Annotated in this window: 21 protein-coding genes and 1 riboswitch; of the genes, 15 read left to right on the top strand and 6 right to left on the bottom strand. The window is 61.7% G+C overall.

The genetic code is table 11. From position 1 onward, the window contains the following. Nucleotides 1–106: 106 nt before the first annotated feature. Together J2X76_RS26615 and J2X76_RS26610 are read left to right on the top strand one after the other, a co-directional pair. Nucleotides 107–874, top strand: a complete 768-nt coding sequence (locus tag J2X76_RS26615) for an SDR family NAD(P)-dependent oxidoreductase (RefSeq protein WP_310220563.1) — start codon at nucleotides 107–109, stop codon at nucleotides 872–874. A gap of 8 nt (nucleotides 875–882) precedes the next feature. Next, nucleotides 883–2,121 (top strand): D-arabinono-1,4-lactone oxidase, encoded by a 1,239-nt coding sequence (locus tag J2X76_RS26610; protein ID WP_310220562.1) that lies wholly within the window; start codon nucleotides 883–885, stop codon nucleotides 2,119–2,121. Nucleotides 2,122–2,219: 98 nt separating this feature from the next. Here J2X76_RS26610 and J2X76_RS26605 read toward each other — a convergent pair whose 3' ends face one another. Continuing rightward, nucleotides 2,220–3,215 carry a LacI family DNA-binding transcriptional regulator gene (locus tag J2X76_RS26605; protein WP_310220561.1) on the bottom strand — a complete coding sequence of 332 codons (996 nt, stop codon included), beginning with the start codon at nucleotides 3,213–3,215 and terminating at the stop codon, nucleotides 2,220–2,222. A 175-nt stretch (nucleotides 3,216–3,390) separates the two neighbouring features. Between J2X76_RS26605 and J2X76_RS26600 the strand changes: the two genes are divergently transcribed. The 5 genes from J2X76_RS26600 (at nucleotide 3,391) to iolG (ending at nucleotide 8,291) form a co-directional block, all read left to right on the top strand. Continuing rightward, the gene (locus J2X76_RS26600) at nucleotides 3,391–4,338 is read left to right on the top strand and encodes a sugar ABC transporter substrate-binding protein (RefSeq protein WP_113128209.1); all 948 of its coding nucleotides are present in this window, start codon (nucleotides 3,391–3,393) and stop codon (nucleotides 4,336–4,338) included. Between the two features lie 122 nt (nucleotides 4,339–4,460). Further along, nucleotides 4,461–5,582, top strand: a complete 1,122-nt coding sequence (locus J2X76_RS26595) for an ABC transporter permease (RefSeq protein WP_113282853.1) — start codon at nucleotides 4,461–4,463, stop codon at nucleotides 5,580–5,582. A gap of 2 nt (nucleotides 5,583–5,584) precedes the next feature. Then, complete coding sequence (locus J2X76_RS26590; protein ID WP_113282854.1) at nucleotides 5,585–6,379, top strand: ATP-binding cassette domain-containing protein; 795 nt, start codon at nucleotides 5,585–5,587, stop codon at nucleotides 6,377–6,379. Nucleotides 6,380–6,452: 73 nt separating this feature from the next. Beyond that, the gene (locus tag J2X76_RS26585) at nucleotides 6,453–7,256 is read left to right on the top strand and encodes a TIM barrel protein (RefSeq protein WP_310220560.1); all 804 of its coding nucleotides are present in this window, start codon (nucleotides 6,453–6,455) and stop codon (nucleotides 7,254–7,256) included. Between the two features lie 42 nt (nucleotides 7,257–7,298). Then, nucleotides 7,299–8,291, top strand: a complete 993-nt coding sequence (gene iolG, locus J2X76_RS26580) for an inositol 2-dehydrogenase (protein WP_310220559.1) — start codon at nucleotides 7,299–7,301, stop codon at nucleotides 8,289–8,291. A 91-nt stretch (nucleotides 8,292–8,382) separates the two neighbouring features. On the opposite strand, the gene J2X76_RS26575 is transcribed toward iolG, so the two are convergent. Next, nucleotides 8,383–9,771, bottom strand: coding sequence for an MFS transporter (locus J2X76_RS26575; protein ID WP_310220558.1), 1,389 nt, complete (start codon nucleotides 9,769–9,771; stop codon nucleotides 8,383–8,385). Nucleotides 9,772–9,888: 117 nt separating this feature from the next. Between J2X76_RS26575 and J2X76_RS26570 the strand changes: the two genes are divergently transcribed. Next, nucleotides 9,889–10,788, top strand: coding sequence for a LysR family transcriptional regulator (locus tag J2X76_RS26570; RefSeq protein WP_310220597.1), 900 nt, complete (start codon nucleotides 9,889–9,891; stop codon nucleotides 10,786–10,788). A 22-nt stretch (nucleotides 10,789–10,810) separates the two neighbouring features. After that, the gene (arr, locus tag J2X76_RS26565; protein ID WP_310220557.1) at nucleotides 10,811–11,227 is read left to right on the top strand and encodes an NAD(+)--rifampin ADP-ribosyltransferase; all 417 of its coding nucleotides are present in this window, start codon (nucleotides 10,811–10,813) and stop codon (nucleotides 11,225–11,227) included. Between the two features lie 96 nt (nucleotides 11,228–11,323). On the opposite strand, the gene J2X76_RS26560 is transcribed toward arr, so the two are convergent. From J2X76_RS26560 to J2X76_RS26545, 4 genes are all read right to left on the bottom strand, one after another. After that, complete coding sequence (locus tag J2X76_RS26560) at nucleotides 11,324–12,274, bottom strand: sugar-binding transcriptional regulator (RefSeq protein ID WP_310220556.1); 951 nt, start codon at nucleotides 12,272–12,274, stop codon at nucleotides 11,324–11,326. 21 nt (nucleotides 12,275–12,295) lie between these two features. Next, complete coding sequence (locus tag J2X76_RS26555; protein ID WP_310220554.1) at nucleotides 12,296–13,762, bottom strand: FGGY-family carbohydrate kinase; 1,467 nt, start codon at nucleotides 13,760–13,762, stop codon at nucleotides 12,296–12,298. A 66-nt stretch (nucleotides 13,763–13,828) separates the two neighbouring features. After that, complete coding sequence (locus J2X76_RS26550; RefSeq protein ID WP_310220553.1) at nucleotides 13,829–14,785, bottom strand: transketolase family protein; 957 nt, start codon at nucleotides 14,783–14,785, stop codon at nucleotides 13,829–13,831. Beyond that, entirely contained in the window at nucleotides 14,785–15,594 is an 810-nt protein-coding gene (locus J2X76_RS26545; RefSeq protein WP_310220552.1) for a transketolase, read from the bottom strand. The genes J2X76_RS26550 and J2X76_RS26545 overlap by 1 nt, the downstream gene beginning before the upstream one ends. A gap of 209 nt (nucleotides 15,595–15,803) precedes the next feature. On the opposite strand from J2X76_RS26545, the gene J2X76_RS26540 reads away from it, so the two are divergent. From J2X76_RS26540 to J2X76_RS26515, 6 genes are all read left to right on the top strand, one after another. Then, a complete protein-coding gene (locus J2X76_RS26540) occupies nucleotides 15,804–16,784 on the top strand; it encodes an ABC transporter permease (protein WP_310220551.1) in 981 nt (326 codons plus the stop codon). A gap of 117 nt (nucleotides 16,785–16,901) precedes the next feature. After that, nucleotides 16,902–17,831, top strand: coding sequence for a sugar ABC transporter substrate-binding protein (locus J2X76_RS26535; protein WP_113128196.1), 930 nt, complete (start codon nucleotides 16,902–16,904; stop codon nucleotides 17,829–17,831). A 28-nt stretch (nucleotides 17,832–17,859) separates the two neighbouring features. Then, nucleotides 17,860–19,338 (top strand): sugar ABC transporter ATP-binding protein, encoded by a 1,479-nt coding sequence (locus J2X76_RS26530; protein ID WP_310220550.1) that lies wholly within the window; start codon nucleotides 17,860–17,862, stop codon nucleotides 19,336–19,338. 24 nt (nucleotides 19,339–19,362) lie between these two features. Next, the gene (locus J2X76_RS26525) at nucleotides 19,363–20,151 is read left to right on the top strand and encodes an SDR family oxidoreductase (RefSeq protein WP_310220549.1); all 789 of its coding nucleotides are present in this window, start codon (nucleotides 19,363–19,365) and stop codon (nucleotides 20,149–20,151) included. Nucleotides 20,152–20,155: 4 nt separating this feature from the next. Beyond that, nucleotides 20,156–20,893, top strand: a complete 738-nt coding sequence (gene tpiA / locus J2X76_RS26520) for a triose-phosphate isomerase (protein ID WP_310220548.1) — start codon at nucleotides 20,156–20,158, stop codon at nucleotides 20,891–20,893. 64 nt (nucleotides 20,894–20,957) lie between these two features. Next, nucleotides 20,958–21,740, top strand: coding sequence for a glucose 1-dehydrogenase (locus tag J2X76_RS26515; RefSeq protein WP_310220547.1), 783 nt, complete (start codon nucleotides 20,958–20,960; stop codon nucleotides 21,738–21,740). A gap of 105 nt (nucleotides 21,741–21,845) precedes the next feature. Beyond that, nucleotides 21,846–21,990, top strand: a riboswitch (FMN riboswitch). The last annotated feature ends 35 nt before the right edge of the window (nucleotides 21,991–22,025 follow it).

Below are 22,025 nucleotides of genomic sequence, written 5' to 3'. Positions count from 1 at the left end.
CCATCAAGGAGAAGTATAGCCGCCCTTCGCCGGCCGGAGAACAAGAGGCGCGAAAAAGCCCTGCCCAGCCATCGATCGGCCGTTATCGACAACGGTTGGAGGATGAATGGCCGGTCGTCTGGATGGAAAGGTCGCGCTCATCAGTGGTGGCGCGGGTGGATGCGGGCTTGCCGCGAGCGAGTTGTTTGCCAGAGAAGGCGCAGCGGTCGGGATTGTCGATCTCCCGCAGAGCCAGGGGGCCGCCGTCGCCGCCCGGTTGCGCGAAGAAGGCCTGAGGGTCGCATTCGCGCCCGCTGACGTTTCCGACGAATTGCAGGTGAAACAGGCGGTAGACGCGATCTCCGACGAACTCGGGCCGATAACGGTACTGTTCAATCATGCCGGAACGATCATCGTCCGGCCGTTCCTCGAAACCACGGCGGAAGACTGGGATCGGCTGATGGCCATCAACGTCCGCAGCATGTTCCTGATGACGCGGGCCGTGCTGCCGCAGATGATCGAGGCGGGCGGCGGGTCCATCGTCTGCACGTCGTCGATCTCGGCGGTCGCCGCGACGCCGATGGAGGTCCTCTACGATACCACCAAGGGTGCGTGCCACATGTTTGCCCGGGCAATCGCGGTCGAGTTTCGCGACCGCAACATCCGCTGCAACGCGGTCTGCCCCGGATTCATCCAGACGCCGCATGGCAGGAGGGAGGTCGAGGAACTGACCCGCTACGGGGTCGACGTCTCGGATGCCGCCATCGCGGCCCAGCAGGGCAGGATGTGCCGGCCGGACGAGGTCGCCAAGGCGGCACTTTACCTCGCGAGCGACGACGCCAGCTTCGTCAGCGGTACCCATCTGTTTGTCGACAATTGTTTTACAGCGATGTGAGGTGAAACATGGCTCTGGAAAAAGGCGGCCTGTGGCGCAACTGGGTCGGCAATCAATATTGCGTTTCACAATTCAAGGCTTCGCCGGAGACGGAAGCCGAGGTGGCGGAGCTCGTCCACGAGGCCGACAGGCGTGACCTGGCCGTCCGCGTGTCGGGCTCGGGACATTCCTTTACGCCGGTGGTCGGCACCAACGGGCTGTTGCTGTCGCTCGCAAATCTGCGCGGCGTGCAGAACATCGACCGGGAGCGGAAACAGATCACGGTGGCAGGGGGAACGCGCATCAACGAGGTCGGCAGGACGTTGAAGGAACACGGCCTTTCTCTGACCAACCAGGGCGACATCGACAGCCAAGCCGTTGCCGGTGCGTTTACGACCGGAACCCACGGAACGGGGATCAAGCTCGGAAACCTGGCCTCATCGATTGCCGGCATGCGTATCGTCACCGCGAGCGGGGATGTTCTCGATATCGACGGTCGCGACAGCGACAGGCTGCATGCAGCCCAGGTTTCGGTGGGAACGCTCGGGGTCATTTCCTCGCTGACGCTCAACGTGATGGACGCCTATAACCTGCATGAGCGCCTGTGGCGGGACGATTTCGAGACCTGCATGGAGCGCCACGACGAACTGGCCGCCAGTCACCGCCACTTCGGCTTTTTCTGGTGCCCGACGCCGGAAAGCCGACATCTGTACTGCCTTGCCGACACGTCCGCGGTATCGAGCACGAACAAGCTGGCCGACGTCTGCGAGATGAAGGTGATGGACATCACCGACGCCGCTCCGATGGAAAGCGAATTTGAAAAGATCGCCTATAGTTCCGACGTCTACCCGATCGAATACGTGCCGAATTTCGTCGAACTGGAATATGCGGTTCCCCTCGAACACGGCAAGGCGGCGATAAGGGCCGTCCGGGATCTGATGCTGAACAAGCACACCAACTGCATCTACCCGATCGAATACCGCTTTACCGCCGGCGATCCGGCATGGATGAGCCCATTTCACCACCAGGACAGCATCACCCTATCGGTGTCGGGCGGTCCGGGTATCGACTACTGGCCCTTCCTGAAGGACGTCGATCACATTCTACGCGGGTACAATTCCCGCCCGCATTGGGGGAAGATGCATTTCCTCGACACCGACGACGTCACAAAACTCTACCCTCGTGCCGGGGAGTTTCGAGCGCTGAGACGGGAATTGGACCCGAAGGACCGGTTCCTGAACGACCATCTGAAGATGTTGTTTGGATAAGCATCCAGCCAGCCGAGCTTCGACATGACGGCTTAGCCTCAGGAGCCGACCGATGTGGCGAAGGGAGTCCGCATCTTAGGAGTTCCTTATCAGGCACTTCATGCCGATGATCTTGGCACTAGTCTGCCCGGCAGGAGCACCATTTTGGCGGCGCGCTTGCCCGTGATCATCGCGACCATGATATCGACCATCTTCTCGTTGGGCTGTTCATAGCTGGTCAGCCCGTAGGCGGGAAACCCGCCGGGTTCGATATTGTCAAAACCGACAACCGCGAGGTCCTCCGGAACCCGAAGGCCGAATTCGCTCCTGACCACATCCATGGCTCCAAGCGCCAGAATGTCGTTCTCGCACATCAACACGTCGATGCGCGATGCGGGCGAGCTGCTATTCAGATAGGCCCGCGCCGCCTCTGCCCCGGCCTCAGCGCTATATCTGCCCGCAGCCAGTTCCACGACGCCTTCAATGCCCTTCCGGCGCCAGAAATTCGCATAGTGATGGCGTCTGCCGAGCGCGGTCGACAGGGTTCTCGCTCCGGTCATGAACCCGGGACGACGGTAGCCTTTGTCGAATAGATAATCGACAATTTCGCCGAGAGCGCGTTCGGCGTCGCAGGCAATGGCGGGCACGCCGGGGATTTGGCTGCCTCTGGCAAGGACGAACATCGGCGGAAAACCTGGTTCAAGCCGGCGGTCACCCAGCGTCTCCTCGCGAAAGGCCGTACCGAACAGGATCACGGCGTCGAATTGCCGTTGGCCTGCATTGATCAATGCGTGAACGTGATCGAAATGGCGGTTGATGTTGATCAGTACCGTCAGCAGGCCCTCCGCTTGGAGACGTTCGCTCAACAGTTCCAGAACCGGAAGTTTGTGCGGGTTGGCAAAGTCGTCGACGAATACTGCGACCTGATGCGTGGTATTCGTAGCAAGGCTGCGAGCGAGCAGGTTGGGGGAATAGTTCAGCGTTTCAGCCGCCTGCAGCACTTTCTGCCGGCTGGCGTCCGTAATGGATGCGCCGGGCGTGAACGCCCGAATGACGGTCCATTTCGATACGCCGGCGGCTTCCGCCACTTCCTTCGCCGTCGCCCTTTTGCGCATCGCCTGCTCCCAAAAAAATTGGAATGAACATTCCATCAAAATATATATTTGGAATGCCGCTTGATTTTTACCGACAATAAAGTAGATTTGCGAAGCTTGCTACCGGTAGCAAGAGGAGTTGCAACCGGTGACATGGGAAAGTTCGCAACCGTGCGGACTGTTTTGGGAGGGTAAGATGAAATTCGGTCTGAAATCGCTTCTCGGCTGCGCAGCCATGGCTGCCGCGCTCCTGTCTTCGTCGGCGATCGCCAATGCCGCTGACGTTCGAATTGTCGCCGTCACCCACGGCCAAGCCAATGATCCTTTCTGGTCCGTCGTGAAGAACGGCGTCACTGCCGCAGCGAAAGACATGGGTATCAGCGTCGATTACCGCGCGCCGGAAACCTTCGACATGGTGTCGATGGGGCAACTCATCGATGCGGCGGTCAATCAGAAGCCTGCCGGGCTTATCGTTTCCATCCCGGATGCCTCGGCGCTCGGTCCGTCGATCAAGAAGGCTGTCGCCGCCGGCATTCCGGTTATTTCGATCAATTCCGGGTCCGACGTTTCAAAACAGCTGGGAGCGCTTCTGCACGTCGGCCAGGACGAATACACGGCCGGCAAGGCCGCAGGCGCGAAGCTGCATGATCTGGGTGGCAAGGAAGGCCTCTGCGTGAACCAGGAGGTCGGCAACGTTGCGCTCGATCTGCGCTGCAAGGGATTTGCCGACGGTTTCGGCGGCAAGGTCACGGTTCTGCCTGTCAGCAACGATCCCGCCGACGTCCGCGCAAAGGTCAAGGCGGCGCTGAGCTCCAATTCAGCCGTCGACACCGTCATGGCGCTTGGTGCCGGCACGGCGGGCGAACCGGCTCTGGCAGCAGTCGGAGATGTCGGAATGACCGGCAAGATCAAGGTTGCGACATTCGACCTTTCCGCCGATTTCCTGAAGGCCGTGGCCGACGGCAAGGCAGCCTTCGCGATCGACCAGCAGCAGTTCCTGCAGGGCTATCTGCCGGTCGTGTTCTTGGCCAACTACGCCAAATACGGACTTATCCCGGGTGGCAATGTTCCGTCCGGCCCGAACCTCATCACCAAGGAAAAGGCCGCCCAGGTCGTGGATCTTTCCGCCAAGGGCATTCGCTGACCGGATTTGCCGAAAGGCATTCTCCCAGAATCTCCTCCCCTTAACGGGGAGGGGGTTTGGCCGACAGAGCGCGCCACCGGCAGCGTCGTCGCTATCTTAGATAACAACCCGTGGGAGGAGTTATGGCTTCGCTTGAGCAGAAAACGGCCGCTGCACCGAAGGCCGACGAGCGCGTCAAACAAGTGGGTTTTGTGACGCATATGATGCGGCGCCCCGAGCTTGGTGCCGTGGCCGGCCTCGTTCTCGTCATCGTCTTCTTCTTTCTCACCGCAGATTCGACGATGTTTTCCCTTTCCGGCCTGATGACCATCATGGCGCCTGCGTCGCAATTGGGTATTCTTGCCATCGCGGCGGCACTGCTGATGATCGGCGGCGAGTTCGATCTCTCGATCGGCTCGATGGTGGCCTTCGCCGGGCTGATCTTTGGCGTCATCCTCACGAATTTCGGTCAGCCGCTTTCGGTTGCCATCGTCATGACCATGCTTTTTGCGGCGTTCATGGGAGCGATCAACGGGCAGATCGTCATTCACACGCGCCTTCCTTCCTTCATCGTGACATTGGCGTTTCTGTTCATCCTGCGCGGCCTGACGCTCGTTGGCCTGAAATGGGCGACGGGTGGTTCGACACAGCTTCGCGGCATCGGGGACCGCGTTAAGGACAGTCCGCTGCTCGGGCTCTTCTCCGGCGATGCGTTCAAGGGCGCTTTTGTCTGGCTCGCGGATCACGATTTGATCGACAAATTTCCGAATGGCATGCCGAAGGTCACGGGCATTCCCGTATCGGTCCTGTGGTTCGTCGTCCTTGCCCTGGCTGCAACCTGGGTGCTCCTGCGTACCCGCATGGGCAACTGGATCTTTGCAGCCGGAGGCGACCCGAACGCGGCACGAAATTCCGGTGTCCCCGTTCATCGGGTGAAGACCGGCCTGTTTGCCCTGACGGCATGCGCGGCTGCTCTGGTCGCCATTATCACCGTGCTCGATGCCGGTTCGACCGACGCCCGGCGCGGCTTTCAGAAGGAATTCGAGGCGATCATCGCCGCCGTCATTGGCGGGTGCCTGCTGACGGGCGGCTACGGCTCGGCGATCGGCGCCTTCTTCGGCGCAATCATCTTCGGCTCGGTCTCCATCGGCCTGACCTATACAAAGTTCGACTCCGACTGGTTCCAGGTCTTCCTCGGTTCGATGCTGCTTCTGGCTGTTCTCTTCAACAATTTTATCCGCCGCAAGGTTACCGGGGAGCGCTGATCATGCCAGATGTCAACAATCGAGCCCCGATCATCGAAGTAACCGATATCATCAAGCACTACGGCTCCGTGATCGCCCTCAACGGCGTATCGATGCAGGTGTCGGCCGGAGAGGTGCTTTGTCTCCTCGGGGACAATGGTGCGGGCAAATCGACCCTGATCAAGACGCTTTCCGGTGTCGTCCGGCCGAGCGGCGGCGTATTCCGGGTGGAAGGCAAGCAGGTCGATTTCCGCAGCCCGCGCGATGCGCTCGATGCGGGGATCGCGACGGTCTATCAGGATCTCGCAATGATCCCGCTGATGTCGATCACCCGTAACTTCTTCATGGGCCGGGAGCCCCGCAAAGGCATTTTCCCTTTCCGTCACCTCGACCTCACGCACTGCAATAACGTGACGCGTGAGGAAATGCGCAAGATCGGCATCGATATCCGCGATCCTAACCAGGCGGTGGGGACGCTTTCCGGGGGCGAACGCCAATGTGTTGCGATTGCGCGCGCCGTTTATTTCGGCGCGAAAATCCTCATCCTCGATGAGCCGACTTCGGCGCTCGGCGTGGCGCAAACCTCGATGGTGCTAAAATATATCCACCAGGTCCGGCAGAACGGGCTGGGCGTCATTTTCATCACCCACAATGTCCGCCATGCCTATGCCGTGGCGGACCGCTTCACCATCCTCAATCGCGGCCAGACGCTCGGCACCTTTGCCAAGGCCGACATAGCCATGGACGAGCTTCAGAACCTCATGGCCGGCGGCAAGGAACTGCAGCAATTGTCGGCAGAACTCGGCGGCACAATCTAGCCCGGCTGTCCGGATGCGGCGCGCCTTTCAAAGGCTGCCGCAGCCACTCAATCATCAAACATGGAATACGGTCATGAACGACGGTCCGTCGCATACTTCATCCCCCTTCACGCTCGCAGTCTGCGCCGAGATGGTTTTCAAGTCGCTTCCTGTTGTCGACAGGCTGAAGCGTATCACCGAGCTCGGTTTTCAGGCCGAGATCTGGGACTGGACGAAACATGACATTGCTGCCCTTGCGAGATCCGGAGCGGCCTTTTCGTCAATGACGGGCTATGTGACCGGCACGCTCGCCGACGACGAAGGCGCAGAAGAGCTGCTGCTAACCGCCAGGCAATCGATCCCGGTTGCCAGGGAACTCAATTGCCCGCGCCTCAACCTGCACGGGACCGGTCTCGACGGCCAGGGTCTGCCGGTGGTCAAGGCCGACAAGGTGACAGGTGCGATGTGGCTGAAGGCGCGCGATACGCTTAACCGCATCGCCGATCTCGGAGAGCAAGAGGGGGTCACCTTCGTGCTCGAAAACCTCAACGAAGCGGTCGATCACCCCAGGACGCCGTTTGCGAAGGCCGAGGATACGCTTGCGCTCGTTTCGTCGGTGAACCGACCGGCGTTGAAGCTCAACCTCGACCTCTATCACGCCCAGATCGGCGAGGGGAACCTGATCGAACTGTGCCGGCGCGCGCTGCAATATATCGGCGAAATCCAGGTGGCTGATGTCCCCGGTCGCATGGAGCCGGGCACCGGCGAGATCAACTACAAGGCGGTTGCCCGTGCGCTCAAGGATATGGGGTATCACGGCACGATCGGCATGGAGGCCTGGGCTTCGGGCGATGACGAGACGGCGCTTGCCCGCTTCCGTGACGCCTTCACGGTTTGAAGACTTCGATAGCAAACGCTTACATATCATGGAGCAAAAGAGATGATCAGGTTTGGATTGATCGGTGCCGGCCGGATAGGCAAAGTGCACGCCGCGACCATCGCGGCGAACCCGAAGGCGAAGCTCGCCTATGTGGCGGATGCCTTCCAGGCATCGGCAGAGGCGCTTGCCGCGCAGACGGGCGCCGAGGTCGCGGACGCTGAGGATGTCATCAAATCTGCGAATGTCGATGCGATCCTCATCGCGACGCCGACCGCCAGCCACGCCGACCTCATCGAGGCGGCCTCGAGGGCCGGCAAGGCGATCCTGTGCGAAAAGCCGGTATCCCTGTCGGTCGAGCGTATCAATGCCTGCCTCGATGTGGTCGAGAAGAACAGGTCGACACTGATGATCGGCTTCAATCGCCGGTTCGACCCGAACTTCGCCAGCGTGGAAGCGCGGTTGCGTCGCGGCGATATCGGCGAAATCGAAATGGTGACGATCACCAGCCGGGATCCCGCGCCGCCGCCGGCCGAGTATGTCAAATCCTCCGGCGGTCTGTTCCGCGACATGATGATCCACGATTTCGATATGGCCCGCTTTCTCATGGGAGAGGAATTCGTCGTCGTAAACGCACTGGGATCGTCGCTCGTCGATAAGGCGATCGGTGCGGAGGGTGATGTGGATACCGCCGCCGTGCAGATGCAGACGGCTTCCGGGCGCATTGCAGTGATCACCAATTCGCGCCGGGCGACATACGGTTATGACCAGCGCATCGAGGTCCATGGAGCTGCCGGCATGCTTGCGGCAAAGAATATCCATGCCACCAGCGTCGAGCTTTCCAACGCGAACGGTGTCAGCGGCGATCCCGTTCAATATTTCTTCCTCGAACGCTATGCGCAGGCATACGCCAACGAAATCAGTGCCTTCATCGACGCGGTCGACAGCGGCAACCGCTCGCCGAAGCCTGATGGATCGGATGGGCTTCAGGCTCAGAAGTTGGCGGAGGCTGCTACCGCGAGCTGGCAGACGGGCAGACCAGTGCAGATCGATTGACGAGGTGCCGGTGGACTGCGGCCGTGTGTTGACATGGTCGCAGTCCACCGGATGGAAGGCTTTGTTACCCACAGAGCGACCCCGATCTTTTTCAGGCCGCTCCAGGCTGTCCCGCCACTTCATGGCGCGCCCGGCTCAGGCTGACCAGGCCGGCTGCCGCCGCGCAACCGGCTGCAATTAAAACCGCGAGCTCAAGTGCCGTGGACAACGGCAATGTTGCGAAAAGCACGGACGCGGAGATCCCGCCCAGGGTTTGGCCGAGAAGCCGGGCGGTCCCCTGCATGGCGCCCGCCGCACCGTTTCTTTCCTTGGGTGCTGACAGAAGGAGAATTCGGTTGTTCGGTGTCTGGAACAGTCCGAAGCCGAGACCGGAGATCGCGGTGCCGACGAGGAATGCGAGACCTCTGGGATCGACCGGCGCAAGGCCTGCTACCAGAAGGCCAAGGGCCAGCAGCGCGCCGCCGAAAGCGCAGAGCCATGCCGTCTTGACGCGGTTTGCCAGACGGCCCGAAACGGGCGCGATGAAGGCGGTCGCAACAGGCCAGGCCATCATGTAGAGGCCAGCCACAACCGGCGTCATGTGCAAGGTGCGTTGGAGGTAGAAGGGCAGGGCGATGTAGCTCAGCATCTGGCCGCAGAAGCAGCATATCGAGGCGATGACCGATACCCGGAACGCAGGCGCCGCTAACAGATCCGTCGGCACGAGGGGCGCGTCGCTGTTCCGTTCGAGGCGCAGCAGGATCAGAAGGCAGGCCAGCGAGGCGGCAATGAGAACCGCGCCCCTGACCGGCGCAGTCGCCATTTGGTCGGCGCCGCAGAAGAACAGGATGAACATCAGCGTGTTGGCCAGAAGCGCCCCGGTGTTCAGCTTCCGCTTCGCGTTCCCGATTTCACCCAGCAGACCGCCCCCGGCGAGCACGATGACGCCGAGCGGTATGTTGATCGCAAAGAGCCATGGCCATGTCGTGAAGGAAAGGATGGCGCCCGCGATCCCCGGCCCGGCAGCCGAGGAAATCGCGATGACCATGGCGTTGAAGCCGATGATCGGTCCGAGCATATGTTGCGGCAAGGCCTGACGCAGGTTCATCATCGCCAGCGCCATGATCGCGCCGGCGCCAAGCCCTTGCGCGAAACGGGCAAGGACCAGCAAGGGGAGGTTGCCCGCAAAGGCGCAGGCCGCTGACGCCACGGTAAACAGCACGACGCCAATCAGGAAAACCCGCCGCGCTCCATAGATTTCGCCAAGGGCGCCACATGGAAGGATGGCGACGAGCACGGCCAGCTGATAGGCGGACACGACCCATACGGTGCTGCCTGCCTCCGCTTGCAGCGAGAGTGCGATCGAGGGCAGGGCTACATTGGCGATCGCGCCGTCGAGAACCACCAGCACAACCGCCAACAGAAGGACGGCGACGGCCAGATATCGTCGAGGCGGCGCCAGACCGTCATGAAACGTGGTTTGGGTATGGGAAAGCGACATCGATGCCTCCGTCGTTGTGGAAATCTGACGGAAGGTAAAATTTCCCCAGTGCGGGCGCCAGGCGCAACAAAGTAAAGACATGGTTGCGCATGGCGCCATGCCTTGGTAAAACTGGCCATGTCGGATCTTGACCTTAATCTCTTGCCTGCACTCGATGCCTTGCTGCAGGAACAGAGCGTGACGGCGGCCGCGCGCCGGCTTGGCCTCAGCACGTCAGCCATGAGCCGAACGCTGTCGCGGTTGAGAGCCGCGGTTGGCGATCCGATCCTTGTGCCGGCGGGACGCGGCATGGTCGCGACGCCGCATGCCCTGGCGATCGCCGAGGAGGTGCGCTTCCTGCAGGAAGCGGTGAAAACGGTGCTCAGTCCGCCGGCCACCGTGAATATTCGGGACGCACGACGCGACTTCACGATCCGGGCGAATGAGGCATTCGTTCTCCTCTATGCGGCACGCCTGAGCGCCGCTGTCGCGAACACGGCACCCGGCATAAGGCTCCGTTTTGCGCCGCGATCGGACAAGGACGTCCAGTCTTTGAGAGAAGCGGCCATAGACCTGGACATCGGTGTCCTCCCGTCGGAGAGCGGGGAACTGCGTTGTCAAACCCTCTTTGAAGACCGATATGTGGGGATCGCAAGGGTCGGGCATCCCATCTTTGAAGCGGATCCGATCACGGTTGCATCCTATGTCGCCTGGGGCCATGTCGTCTTTTCGCCCCATCCGGATTTTTTTGGTCCGATCGACAGGGCGCTCGCCGGGATTGGCCATGCCCGTGATGTGAGACTGATCGTGCCAAGCTTCCCTGCCGTAATCGCGGTTGCGGCAGCATCGGATTTGATCGGTTCCGTTCCGAGATCTTACTGCAAGTCCGGCGCAGTCACGGAAATCGATACCTTCGAGTTGCCAGTTACGGTATCGGGGTTTGGCGTCGTACAGGCCTGGCATCCACGCATGGATGCGGATCCTGTTCATCGGTGGCTAAGGGCCCTTATTTTCGAGTCTTTCCGCTCGATGGACTAGCTGTTTCCAAGAAGGACCGTTCATGACTGAAAACCAACGCCCCATTACCTCGGACCTGTTCTACCATGGCACCCGGGCGGACCTGAATCCGGGCGATTTCATCAGCGTCGGCTACATGTCCAACCATACGGGAAGAGCGCTGTCATGGGTCTATTTTAGCGCAACGGTAGAGGCTGCCACCTGGGGGGCAGAGCTTGCGGCGGGCGAAGGTCGCCAGAGGATTTATATCGTCGAGCCGACAGGGCCGTATGTCGACGACCCGAACCTCACCGACAAGAAGTTCCCCGGCAATCCGACGAAGTCTTATCGCTCCCGCGATCCGCTGCGCATCGTCGGCGAACTCACGGAATGGCAAGGCCACACTGCGGAACAGCTAAAGGCCATGAAGGACGGTCTCGCACGCCTCAAGGCGGAGGGCAGGGATACGATCGAGGATTGAATTGCCCGTCGCGTCGCTCATTGCTGTGCCATTTTACAGCTGATTTGCGGCACGGCGGAGCGCGAGGCTCGGCAGCAGCCGGCTCGGCTGCCCGGGCTAGTCGATCAGGCGCTGAGCGGTGAACTTGTCGGTCACCAGCGTGTCGATGACGCCAACTCTCAACGCGCCTGCGATCGCATCGGTTTTCTTTGCGCCACCCGCCAGCGCGATCACCCTGTCGACACGTGCTAAATCCTCAAGAGGGAGGCCGATGACGCGCTCGTCCAGCGGCGTCTTCACAGGCTTCCCGTCTTTGTCGAAGAACCTCAGCGAGATGTCTCCGACGGCGCCGGCCTCGGCGAGGTCGGCGAGTTCCCGCGACGAAAAGATGTTCCCCGATCTCGCCAGCAGCTCGGACGGCTCGACGGCGCCGATCCCGACGATCGCAAGCGAGATGCTGCCAAACAGGTCCAAGGTCTCGCGGACAAACGGATCGGTCTGCATCAGCAGTTTGGCTTCCCGCGACGACGTTACACCCTGTACAGGAAGCAGCTTCGGTTCCGCACCCGTAAGTCGCGCCAGTCGAGTGGTCAGCTGCGTTGCATGGGTCTGCACCGACGGGTCTCCCATGCCGCCAAGCGTCTGCACGACATACTTGGCCTGGGCGCTCTTCTGCGGATGGATGTTCTCCACCATCTTGAAGATGGTCTGGCTCCAGCTCGAAACACCGATGATCTCGCCGGGCGCGAGCGTGACCTCAAGCAAATGGGCCGCAGCCTCACCGATGCGGGCCATGATCGCTCCGTCGCGATCTTCGGTGCATTCCACGACGATGGCTTCGGGCAGGCCGTATTTTCCGCGAAGCGCGCCTTCGAGCTCGCTATAGGTCCCTACGGGGGGAATGACGCTCGTGCGGACGATGTCCTCGACCTCGGCGCGCTTCAACATCCGGGAAACGGTTGCCTGAGACAACCTGAGATGCTGGGCGATATCCGCCTGGCGCTTGCCCTCGATATGATACATCTGGGCAACCCGTGAAATAAGTCGGAGTTCGTTCAGACGAGACATCGTAGGTTCCGGTGTGAATTTTTATTCACCTTTAGCCGGTGTTTGGCACAACGTCGAGCGCTCCAACGCATCATTCCAGCTATTCAGAAGCGTTGTGCGGTCCACAGGTTCGGGGGCAATGATCTGTGTACTTCTGGGCAGTTCCGCGATGACGTCGATATCCCGCCACAGGCCGAGCGAGAGGCCGGCCAGATATGCGGCACCCAGCGCCGATGCTTCGGGCGCCTCGCACTGGATGACCTCGTGCTCGACAAGATTCGACACGCACTGCATCAGGAAGCGGTTCTGGCTGGGGCCGCCGTCGACATAAAGGGCGCCGAGCTCGCCGCCACTCTGTGCCCGCATGGCCGCGATCACGTCATGGACCTGGAAGGCGATCGAGTCCGTCACGGAGCGCGCCATCTGCGCCCGCGTGGTACTGAAATTGATCTGCGAGAACAGGGCGCGTGCGTCGGAGTTCCAGTACGGCGCGCCCAGCCCGACGAAGGCGGGCACGAAGCCTGGTCCTCCAGGTTCGGCGGTCGCCGCCAGCTCGACGAGGGCGGCCACATCAGGCAGGCCGAGAATGTCCGCCATCCACGGGAGGCTTGCGGCGGAAACGAGAATGTTGCCTTCGAAAGCGAATGTCGGCTTTCCGTTGAGGCGCCATGCGACGGTAGTCGTGACACCGTTGCGCGGCGCGATGAACCGGGGAAGCGTCGACATCACCGAGGAGCCCGTACCGAAGGTTACCTTGCCGTCGCCCGATTTGAACGCTCCGTGACCGAACAGGGCGGCATGGCTGTCGCCGATGGCGGCCCGGATAGGCGTGCCGTCTGGTACGCCCGGAAGTCCCCGTGTCGCGCCGAAATCGGCAGAGCTGTCGAGCACCTCCGGGAGAAGTGCGGTATCGACGCCGAAAATCTCTCCGAGTTCCTCACTCCATATCTGCTCCTGGAGGTCGAACAACTGGCTTCTGGCGGCGTTCGAGGCGTCGCAGACGTGCCGCTTTCCGCCGGTCAGGCAGTGCACGAGCCAACTGTCGATCGTTCCAAGCCGGACCTGCCGGCCTTTCGGCACCCGATCGAGCAGCCATCGGAATTTGGAGCCGGGGAACATTGGGTCCAACGGGAGGCCGGTGAGCGCCTGCACGCGCTCGAGGCGGCCTTCGGCACGCAGATGCTCGCAATCCGGCGCCGTCCGTCGGCACTGCCAGCTCAGCACCGGGCCCAGCGCGTCTCCCGTTTCGGCGTCCCAGGCGGTGACCGATTCGCGCTGATTGGAAATCGCCACGGCTTCGATGGTCACATCGGGCGCGGCTTTCAAGCAGGCGTCGATTGCCTCGCACACCGAGGCGTAGAGCCGGCGCGGATCCTGTTCGACCCAACCGGGCTTCGGATAGGAGATGCCGACCGGCGCCGAGCCTCTGGCGACGACATCTCCCTTCTCGCCCACGAGAACCGCCTTGGAATTGGTCGTGCCCTGGTCGATCGCCAGAATAGCCCGCATCGTATCCTCCCAGATCATAGGGGTGGGGCGGCGGAGTGCGCCCCGGCTTGATTACGCGCCACCGGTTTATTTGCGCTTGATCAGCGATTGCGCCGCGTCGGCGATTGCCGACGGCGCCATGCCGAACTCGTCGAGCAGGAACTCCGCCGATCCGGTCGGAGCATAGATGCCGGGAACGCCGAGACGCTTCATCGGGACGGGAGCGTTGTCGACCACCACTTCGGCGACCGCCGAGCCGAGCCCGCCAAAGATCGAATGCTCTTCGGCCGTGATGATCGCGCCGGTTTCCAGGGCCGCGGCGATGATGGCGTCCTCATCGATCGGGCGAACCGTCGCGAGGTTGAGTACTCTGGCGCTGATGCCGCGTTCCGCGAGAAGTTCCGCAGCCGTTACCATGCGATGGGTCAGAGTTCCGTTGGCGATGAGCGTGACGTCGGAACCTTGGCGCAGGAGGTTTGCCTTGCCAAGCTCGAACTTGTGACCTTCCGGAAGAAGGTCGGGCACGCCCACGCGCGAAAGGCGCAGGAAACAGGGACCGTTATAGGCGGCTGCCCATTCGACGGCCGCGGCGGTTTCGATCCTGTCGCAAGGCGCGATCACCGGAAGATTGGGCAGGACGCGCGTCCAGGCGAAATCCTCGATCGAATGATGGGTGGGACCGAGTTCGCCATAGGCCATGCCGGAAGAAATGCCGACCAGCTTGACGTTGGCATTGGAGTAAGAGATGTCGGCCTTGATCTGTTCGAGCGACCGTCCCGTCAGGAACGGAGAGGCGCCACAGACGTATGGCAGGTGCCCGCCGTTGGCCAGGCCTGCTCCAACGCCGACCATGTTCTGTTCCGCGATGCCGACATTGACGAGGCGCTCGGGAAACTTGGACTTGAATCCGCCGAGCTTCGAGGAGCCTACGGAGTCGTTACAGACCGCGACGATCGTTTCGTTCTCGGCTGCCAGGCGCTCGATCGTCGCGGCGAACGCGTCGCGGCAGTCGTAGAGCTTGGGTGTGCTTGCAGGCGCGTTCATCACAGTGCCTCCGACAGTTCTGCAATAGCGGTTTCGTACTGTTCCTTGCTCGGAACCTTGTGGTGCCAGTCGACACGGTCCTGCATGAACGAAATTCCGTGGCCCTTGTTGGTGTGGGCCACGATGCAATGCGGCCGTGAGCCGCGATGTTCGAGAGCGGAGACGACCTCGCTCATATCGTTTCCGTTGATCTCGGTGACTTCCCAGTCGAAAGCCTCGAGCTTCGGACGGAGAGGGGCGAGATCATTGGTGTCGGAAAGAGAGGCGCCCTGCTGGAACCTGTTATGGTCGATGACCAGGGTGAGGTTGTCCAGCTTAAACTGCGCGGCCGCCATGATGGCTTCCCAGTTCGAGCCTTCCTGCATCTCCCCGTCTCCGGTCACGACATATGTATGATACTTGGCGCCGGAGAGCTTGGCGGCCTTCGCCATGCCGACCGAGACCGGCAGGCCGTGGCCAAGCGGCCCCGTATTGGTTTCGACACCCGGAACCTTGTTGCAGTTCGGGTGGCCGTTCAATCTGGAATGCGGCTTCAGAAAGGTCGAGATTTCATCCTCGGGGATGAAGCCGCGCTTTGCCAGGGTGACGTAGAGCGCACAGGCCGTATGGCCTTTGGAAAGCACGAACCTGTCTCGTTCCGGGTTCTTGGGCTGGTCCGGCCAGACCCTCAATACGCGGAAATAAAGGGCCGTCAGGATGTCGATGACCGACATCTCGCCGCCGATGTGTCCGGCGCCCGCTTCGAAAACGGCCTGAAGATCACGCAGTCGGATCTCGCGAGCGAGACGCTCGAGTTCTTTGATATCCATGGATTTTCTCGCGAATATTTATTCATATATCAATATTTTTGCACAAATTGGCTTTCAGTCAAGCCCCTGCGGACAAGATAAGCTGAGCGGGGAGGGTCCAAATCCTGTTGACACCCGTGTGGCAACTTGTTAATGAATTTTCCAGCACGTATGCATAAATATTCTTGCTTGAACAGCTATTGGCTACCGACCTAGCCTTGGGAGGAAAGATGGTGGCGCTCGACATCAAGGAACAGAAACTTTCGTCCGGCCATTGGCTCGGCAAGCTCAAGGGCGCCACCGGTCCGCTCGTGGGCCTGCTCGCTCTCTGCGTCTTTCTGAGCTTCAGCACGGACGCGTTTCTTTCCGTTCGAAACGGGCTGAACATTCTCGACCAGATCACCGTTCTCGGCATCATGGCGGTCGGGATGACCTTCGTCATTCTGATCGGCGGCATCGATTTGTCGGTCGGCTCGGTGCTTGCGCTCGCCATGATGGTCATGGGCTGGAGCGCAAACGTGGCCGGCCTTCCGCTGGCCGTCGGCATCGTGTTCGGGCTGGTCGCTGCGGCTGTGTCGGGCCTGATCGTCGGGATCCTCGTGACGCAGTTCAGGGTGCCGGCGTTCATCGCCACTCTCGCCATGATGTCCGCAGCGCGCGGCGTGGCGAACATGATCACCGACGGCCAGCAGATCGTCGGCTTCCCGGACTGGTTCATGATGCTGGCGATCGACCGGCATTTCGGCATCCTGACGGCCACCGTCTTCCTCATGCTCGTCGTCGTCCTCGTGGCCTGGCTGTTCCTGCATTTCCGTTCCGAAGGCCGGATGCTCTACGCGGTGGGCGGCAATCCTGAAGTCGCTCGTCTCGCCGGCATCAACGCCCGGCTGGTGACGATCGGCGTCTATGTCGTCAGCGCCGTCCTTGCGGGGCTTGCCGGGATAGTGCTGGCCGCCCGTCTCGACTCCGTGCAGCCGTCCAGCGGCTTTGGCTATGAGCTCGACACCATCGCCGCTGTCGTGATTGGCGGCACCTCGCTCTCCGGAGGCGCGGGCGGCATCGGCGGAACGCTCATCGGCGTGCTGATCATCGGTGTCCTGCGCAACGGTCTCAACCTGCTTAACGTCTCGCCGTTCCTGCAGCAGGTGATCATCGGCATCGTCATCGTTCTTGCGGTGGGTGCGGAGACCATCCGTCGGCGTCGCAACTGAGGATCGGGTCCGCCGCTTGGCGGACCTCCAGGAATTCCGCTCCGAATTCTCGGAGCGGATCTATACCCCGAGGGGAGGACCTGCTCGAGGGTTTCATCTAACAACGGAGGAACTACGATGAAAATTGCGCGCATCATGCTCGCGTCCGCTGCTCTGCTCGGTCTCACCCTTGGACCGGTCCACGCCGCGGAACTGAAAAAGCTCGGCCTGGCCGTCGCGAACCTTCAGGCCAACTTCTTCAACCAGATCAAGCAGTCGGTCGAAGCCGAAGCCAAGAAGCGCGGCATCGAAGTCGTGACGGTCGATGCCAAGGGCGACGGTCCGACGCAGGTCAACCAGATCCAGGACCTTCTCACGCAGAAAATCGACGCCCTGATCTACATTCCCGCCGGCGCGGCCGCTGCGACCGTTCCGGTCAAGCTTGCGAAGAACGCCGGTATTCCGGTCGTGAACGTCGACCGCAACGCCGAAGGCGCCCCAGGCGACACCTTCCTCGCAACGGATTCCGTCGCGTCTGCAAAGAGCGTCTGCGACTACATCCTGAAGCAGGCCGGTGGCAAGGGCAAGATGGTCATCATTCACGGCCAGAAGGGCACGACGCCCGAGGTCGACCGCTCCAAGGGCTGCGGTGAATCGATCAAGGCCAATCCGGGCGTGAAGGTCGTCGCCGAGCAGTATTCCAACATCTGGAGCCAGGACGAAGGCTTCCAGATCATGCAGAACATGCTGCAGGCGAACCCGGACGTGTCGATCGTCTTCGCCCAGGCAGACGCACTCGCACTTGGCGCCGCACAGGCCATCAAGGTCGCCAATCCCTCGCAGAAGATCGTTGTCGGCGGCTTCGACGGCGATACCGCGGCCCTCGAAGCGCTCAGCAAGGGCGTGTTCGATGTGACTGCCACGCAGCAGACGCAGAAGATGGGCCGGGACGCGGTCGCCAACGCTGCGAAGCTCGTCGCTGGCGAGAAAGTGCCGGCGGTGCAGCTCATGGACGCGACGCTGACAACCAAGGAAAACGTGGCGGGCTTCATCGCCAACCATCCATAATAACGTCAAGGTCTTGAGGAGGCGTGCCGTGACGGATCCGGTTCTTTCCCTGAGGGGCATATCGAAGTGGTATGGGCCGCTTCAGGTTGTCAAGGATGTCAGCCTGGACGTCTATCCGGGCGAAGTGGTCGCACTTCTGGGTGAGAACGGTGCGGGCAAGTCGACGCTCTCCGGCATCATCGCCGGGTCACGCACGCCTTCCGAGGGATCGATGACATGGCTGGGACAGCCTTATGCCCCAGCCTCTCCGAGGGAGGCTATCGACAAGGGCGTGGTCCTGATCCACCAGGAACTGCAGCTCCTGCCGCAGCTCTCCATCGCAGAAAACGTCTTCATCGGACGCTGGCCCGTGAGAAACGGTGTCTTGGATCGCGCGCAGATGGTCCGTCGCGCTCAGGAGCAGCTCGCCCGCCTCAACCTGCACATTCCCGCTTCCCGCAAGGTTGAGGGCCTGTCGACCGCCAACCAGCAGCTCATCGAGATCGCCAAGGCCTTGGCTCTCGATGCGAAGCTTCTGATCCTCGACGAGCCGACCGCGGCCCTTGGCGGCGCGGAGACGGAGGCTTTGTTCGAGCAAGTCCGCAAGCTGCGGTCCGAGGGCGTCGGCATCATCTACATTTCCCACCGCATGGAGGAGATCAAAAAGATCACCGACCGCATCGTCGTGCTGCGCGACGGCGAACGCGTCCAGGAATTCGCCGACAGCGCGACGCCGGTGCGGACGATCGTCGAAAGCATGGTCGGACGCTCGCTCGAGCGCATGTTTCCGGCACTGCCCGTTCCCACGGATCGGCCGGTGCTGGAAGTCTGCGGACTGAGCTCTCCAGCCAATTCGTTCCGCGACGTCACTTTCGACGTGAAGGCCGGCGAGATTCTCGGAATAGCCGGGCTGGTCGGCGCCGGCCGAACGGAACTCGTGCGCGCCATCACCGGAGCGGATCAGATCAGCGCCGGTTCGGTCAAGCTCGAAGGCAGGGAGCTCAAGCTTCGCGACCCGGCCGATGCGATCGCCCGGGGTATCGTCATGGTCCCCGAGGACCGCAAGGACCAGGGACTGGTCGTCGACCACCGCATCGGCGACAACATCGTCTATGCCAATCTCGACAAGCTCGGAGGAGGGTGGATTTCCCCGAGCGTCAAGCGCTCGTTCGCGCAGAAGGCGGTCGCCAAATTCGGCGTGAAGGGTCGTCCTGAGCAGCTCGCCTCCGACCTCTCCGGCGGCAACCAGCAGAAGGTGGTCATCGCCAAGTGGTTGATGCGCGATCCGAAGGTCGTGGTGCTGGACGAGCCGACGCGCGGCATCGACGTCGGCGCGAGGGCCGGCATCTACGACATCATCGTCAATCTCGCCAAGCAGGGCGTGGCCGTCATCGTCGTCAGCTCCGATCTCGAAGAGGTTCTCGGAGTGTCAAACCGAATTCTGGTTCTGGCTCAAGGGAAGCAGGCGGGCATCCTCAACCGTGACGAGGCCAACGACGTCTCCGTCATGGAGCTGGCGACAATCTAAACAACTATGGAAAGGAAGAGAGCGATGTCCGACATCACTCTGAACGCCCCGAAGCTTTTCGATCTCAGCGGCCAAGTGGCCATCGTCACCGGAGCCGGAAGCGGGATTGGCCAGCGTATCGCCATCGGTCTCGCCCAATGCGGCGCCAGCGTCGCCCTGCTCGATCGCCGCACGGACGACGGGCTTGCCAACACCGCAAAGCATATCGAGGCCGCCGGCCAACGCTCGATCCGGATCGCGGCTGACGTCACGAGCAAATCCTCTCTGGCGGACGCCGTAGCCCGCACCGAGGCCGAGCTCGGCCCGCTGACCCTTGCCGTCAACGCGGCCGGCATCGCCAACGCGAACCCGGCGGAGGATATGGAGGAGGACCAGTATCAGACGCTGATGGACATCAATCTGAAGGGGGTCTTCCTTTCCTGCCAGGCAGAAGCCCGCGCCATGCTGAAGAACGGTCGAGGCTCGATCGTCAATATCGCATCCATGTCGGGCGTCATCGTCAACCGGGGCCTGAGCCAGGCTCATTACAATGCATCCAAGGCGGGCGTGATCCATATGTCGAAGTCGATGGCGATGGAGTGGGTCGACCGCGGCGTCCGCGTGAACACCATCTCTCCCGGCTATACTGCGACGCCGATGAACACGCGTCCGGAAATGGTCCATCAGACCAGGCTTTTCGAAGAGCAGACCCCGATGCAGCGCATGGCGAACGTCAATGAGATGGTTGGCCCCGCCGTGTTTCTGCTTTCGGACGCCTCGAGCTTCGTGACGGGCGTCGACCTGCTCGTCGACGGCGGCTTCTGCTGCTGGTGATGTCATGCGCAAGCTGATCGCAGGGAACTGGAAAATGAACGGTCTCGCCTCCTCCCTGGCAGAGATCGCGGCGCTGAAGGGGCTAACGGGCACGGCGACGTGCGATATCGTCGTCTGCCCGCCCTTCACGCTGATCGAAAAGGCCGTGGCCGAATCCAGGGGTTCGGCCATTCTCGTCGGCGCACAGGATTGCCATGCGCAGTCCACAGGCGCCTATACCGGTGATGTGTCCGCCGACATGCTCGCCGAAATCGGTGCGCATTTCGTCATCCTGGGACATTCCGAACGGCGCTCCGCCTACCGTGAGGCGGATGCAGCGGTTGCAGCCAAGGCCACGGCGGCCCACAAGGCCGGGCTGACGAGCATCGTCTGCCTCGGTGAAACGCGCGAGGAGCGCGAGGACGGCAGGGCGATCGACGTCGTCCGCGCCCAGCTCGAAGGATCGGTCCCGGAGGGCGCGACCAGTTCAAACACGACCATCGCCTACGAGCCCGTCTGGGCTATCGGCACCGGACTGGTTCCGACGATCGAGCAGATCGAGGAGACCCATGCGGCGATCCGGCAGGCGCTCGAAGGGCGGATGGGCTACGATGGTCGCCATGTCAGGATCCTCTACGGCGGTTCGGTCAAGGCCTCGAACGCGGCGGCGATCTTCGCCGTCCCCAACGTCGAGGGAGCCCTCGTGGGAGGCGCGTCGCTGAAGGCGTCGGAGTTCGCCGGCATCATTTCCGCAGCAGTCTGAACTTCGAGCGGGTGGTCGGGTCGCATCGGCGCCGCACCCGCCAGCGCCGTGAAAGGAAAAGAGAATGCAACGCTTCACAAACAAGACGGTCGTCATTACCGGCGCAAGCCGGGGCATCGGCGCCGCAATCGCCAGACGGTTCGCGCGCGAAGGTGCCAACCTGATGGTCTCCGCCAATGAAGAGAGCGTGCACGACGTCGCCGGACAGATCAGGGCCGAAGGCGGCAAAGCTGCCGGCTTTGTCGGCGACGTTACGGACAAGGCCAGCGTCAAGGCCCTTTATGACGCGGCCGAACAGGCCTTCGGCACTGTCGACGCCTCCATCCAGAATGCCGGCGTCATCACCATTGCCCGCATCGAGGATATGACCGAAGGGGAGTGGGACAAGGTCATGGCGGTCAACACCAAGGGCGTGTTCCTCTGCGCCCAGGAAGCGATCGCCCGCATGCGCAAGCATGGTCGCGGCGGCCGTATCATCAATACCGCCTCCGGCCAGGCGCGCGACGGCTTCATCTATACGCCGCACTACGCCGCTTCCAAGATGGGCGTCGTCGGCATTACCCAGAGCCTAGCCAAGGAAGTCGCGACCGATGGCATTACCGTCAACGCCTTCTGCCCGGGCATCATCGAAACGGACATGTGGGCCTATAACGACCAGGCATGGGGAAAGCTGCTCGGCAATTACGGCCCAGGCGAACTGATGAAAGAGTGGGTCGACGGTATTCCGATGAAGCGGGCCGGATCGGGTGAGGATGTCGCGGGCCTCGTCACTTTCCTTGCCAGCGATGATGCGGCCTATATCACCGGCCAGACGATCAATGTCGATGGCGGCCTGATCATGTCCTAGCTTTGTTCGACAATAGGCAACTGTGCTTTCACCCAATGAAGCATTTGCCGGGCCGAGATCTGTATCCAACCTCTTGCGGAACAAGGCCTTCGTCATCTATCTAAGTAATGTTCTCAGGGCGGGGTGTAATTCCCCACCGGCGGTATCGAGGCAACTCGGAGCCCGCGAGCGCCTTCGTGAGATCGAAGGGTCAGCAGATCCGGTGAGATGCCGGAGCCGACGGTCACAGTCCGGATGGAAGAGAGCAACGCAGAGGGCGCCGCTCGGCAAGCGGCGTTCGCTATG

Source organism: Neorhizobium sp. 2083 (assembly GCF_031455615.1).
Classification (GTDB): domain Bacteria; phylum Pseudomonadota; class Alphaproteobacteria; order Rhizobiales; family Rhizobiaceae; genus Neorhizobium.
Note: the sequence above shows the minus strand (reverse complement) of the source record. Positions and strands in the feature narration are given on the sequence as shown.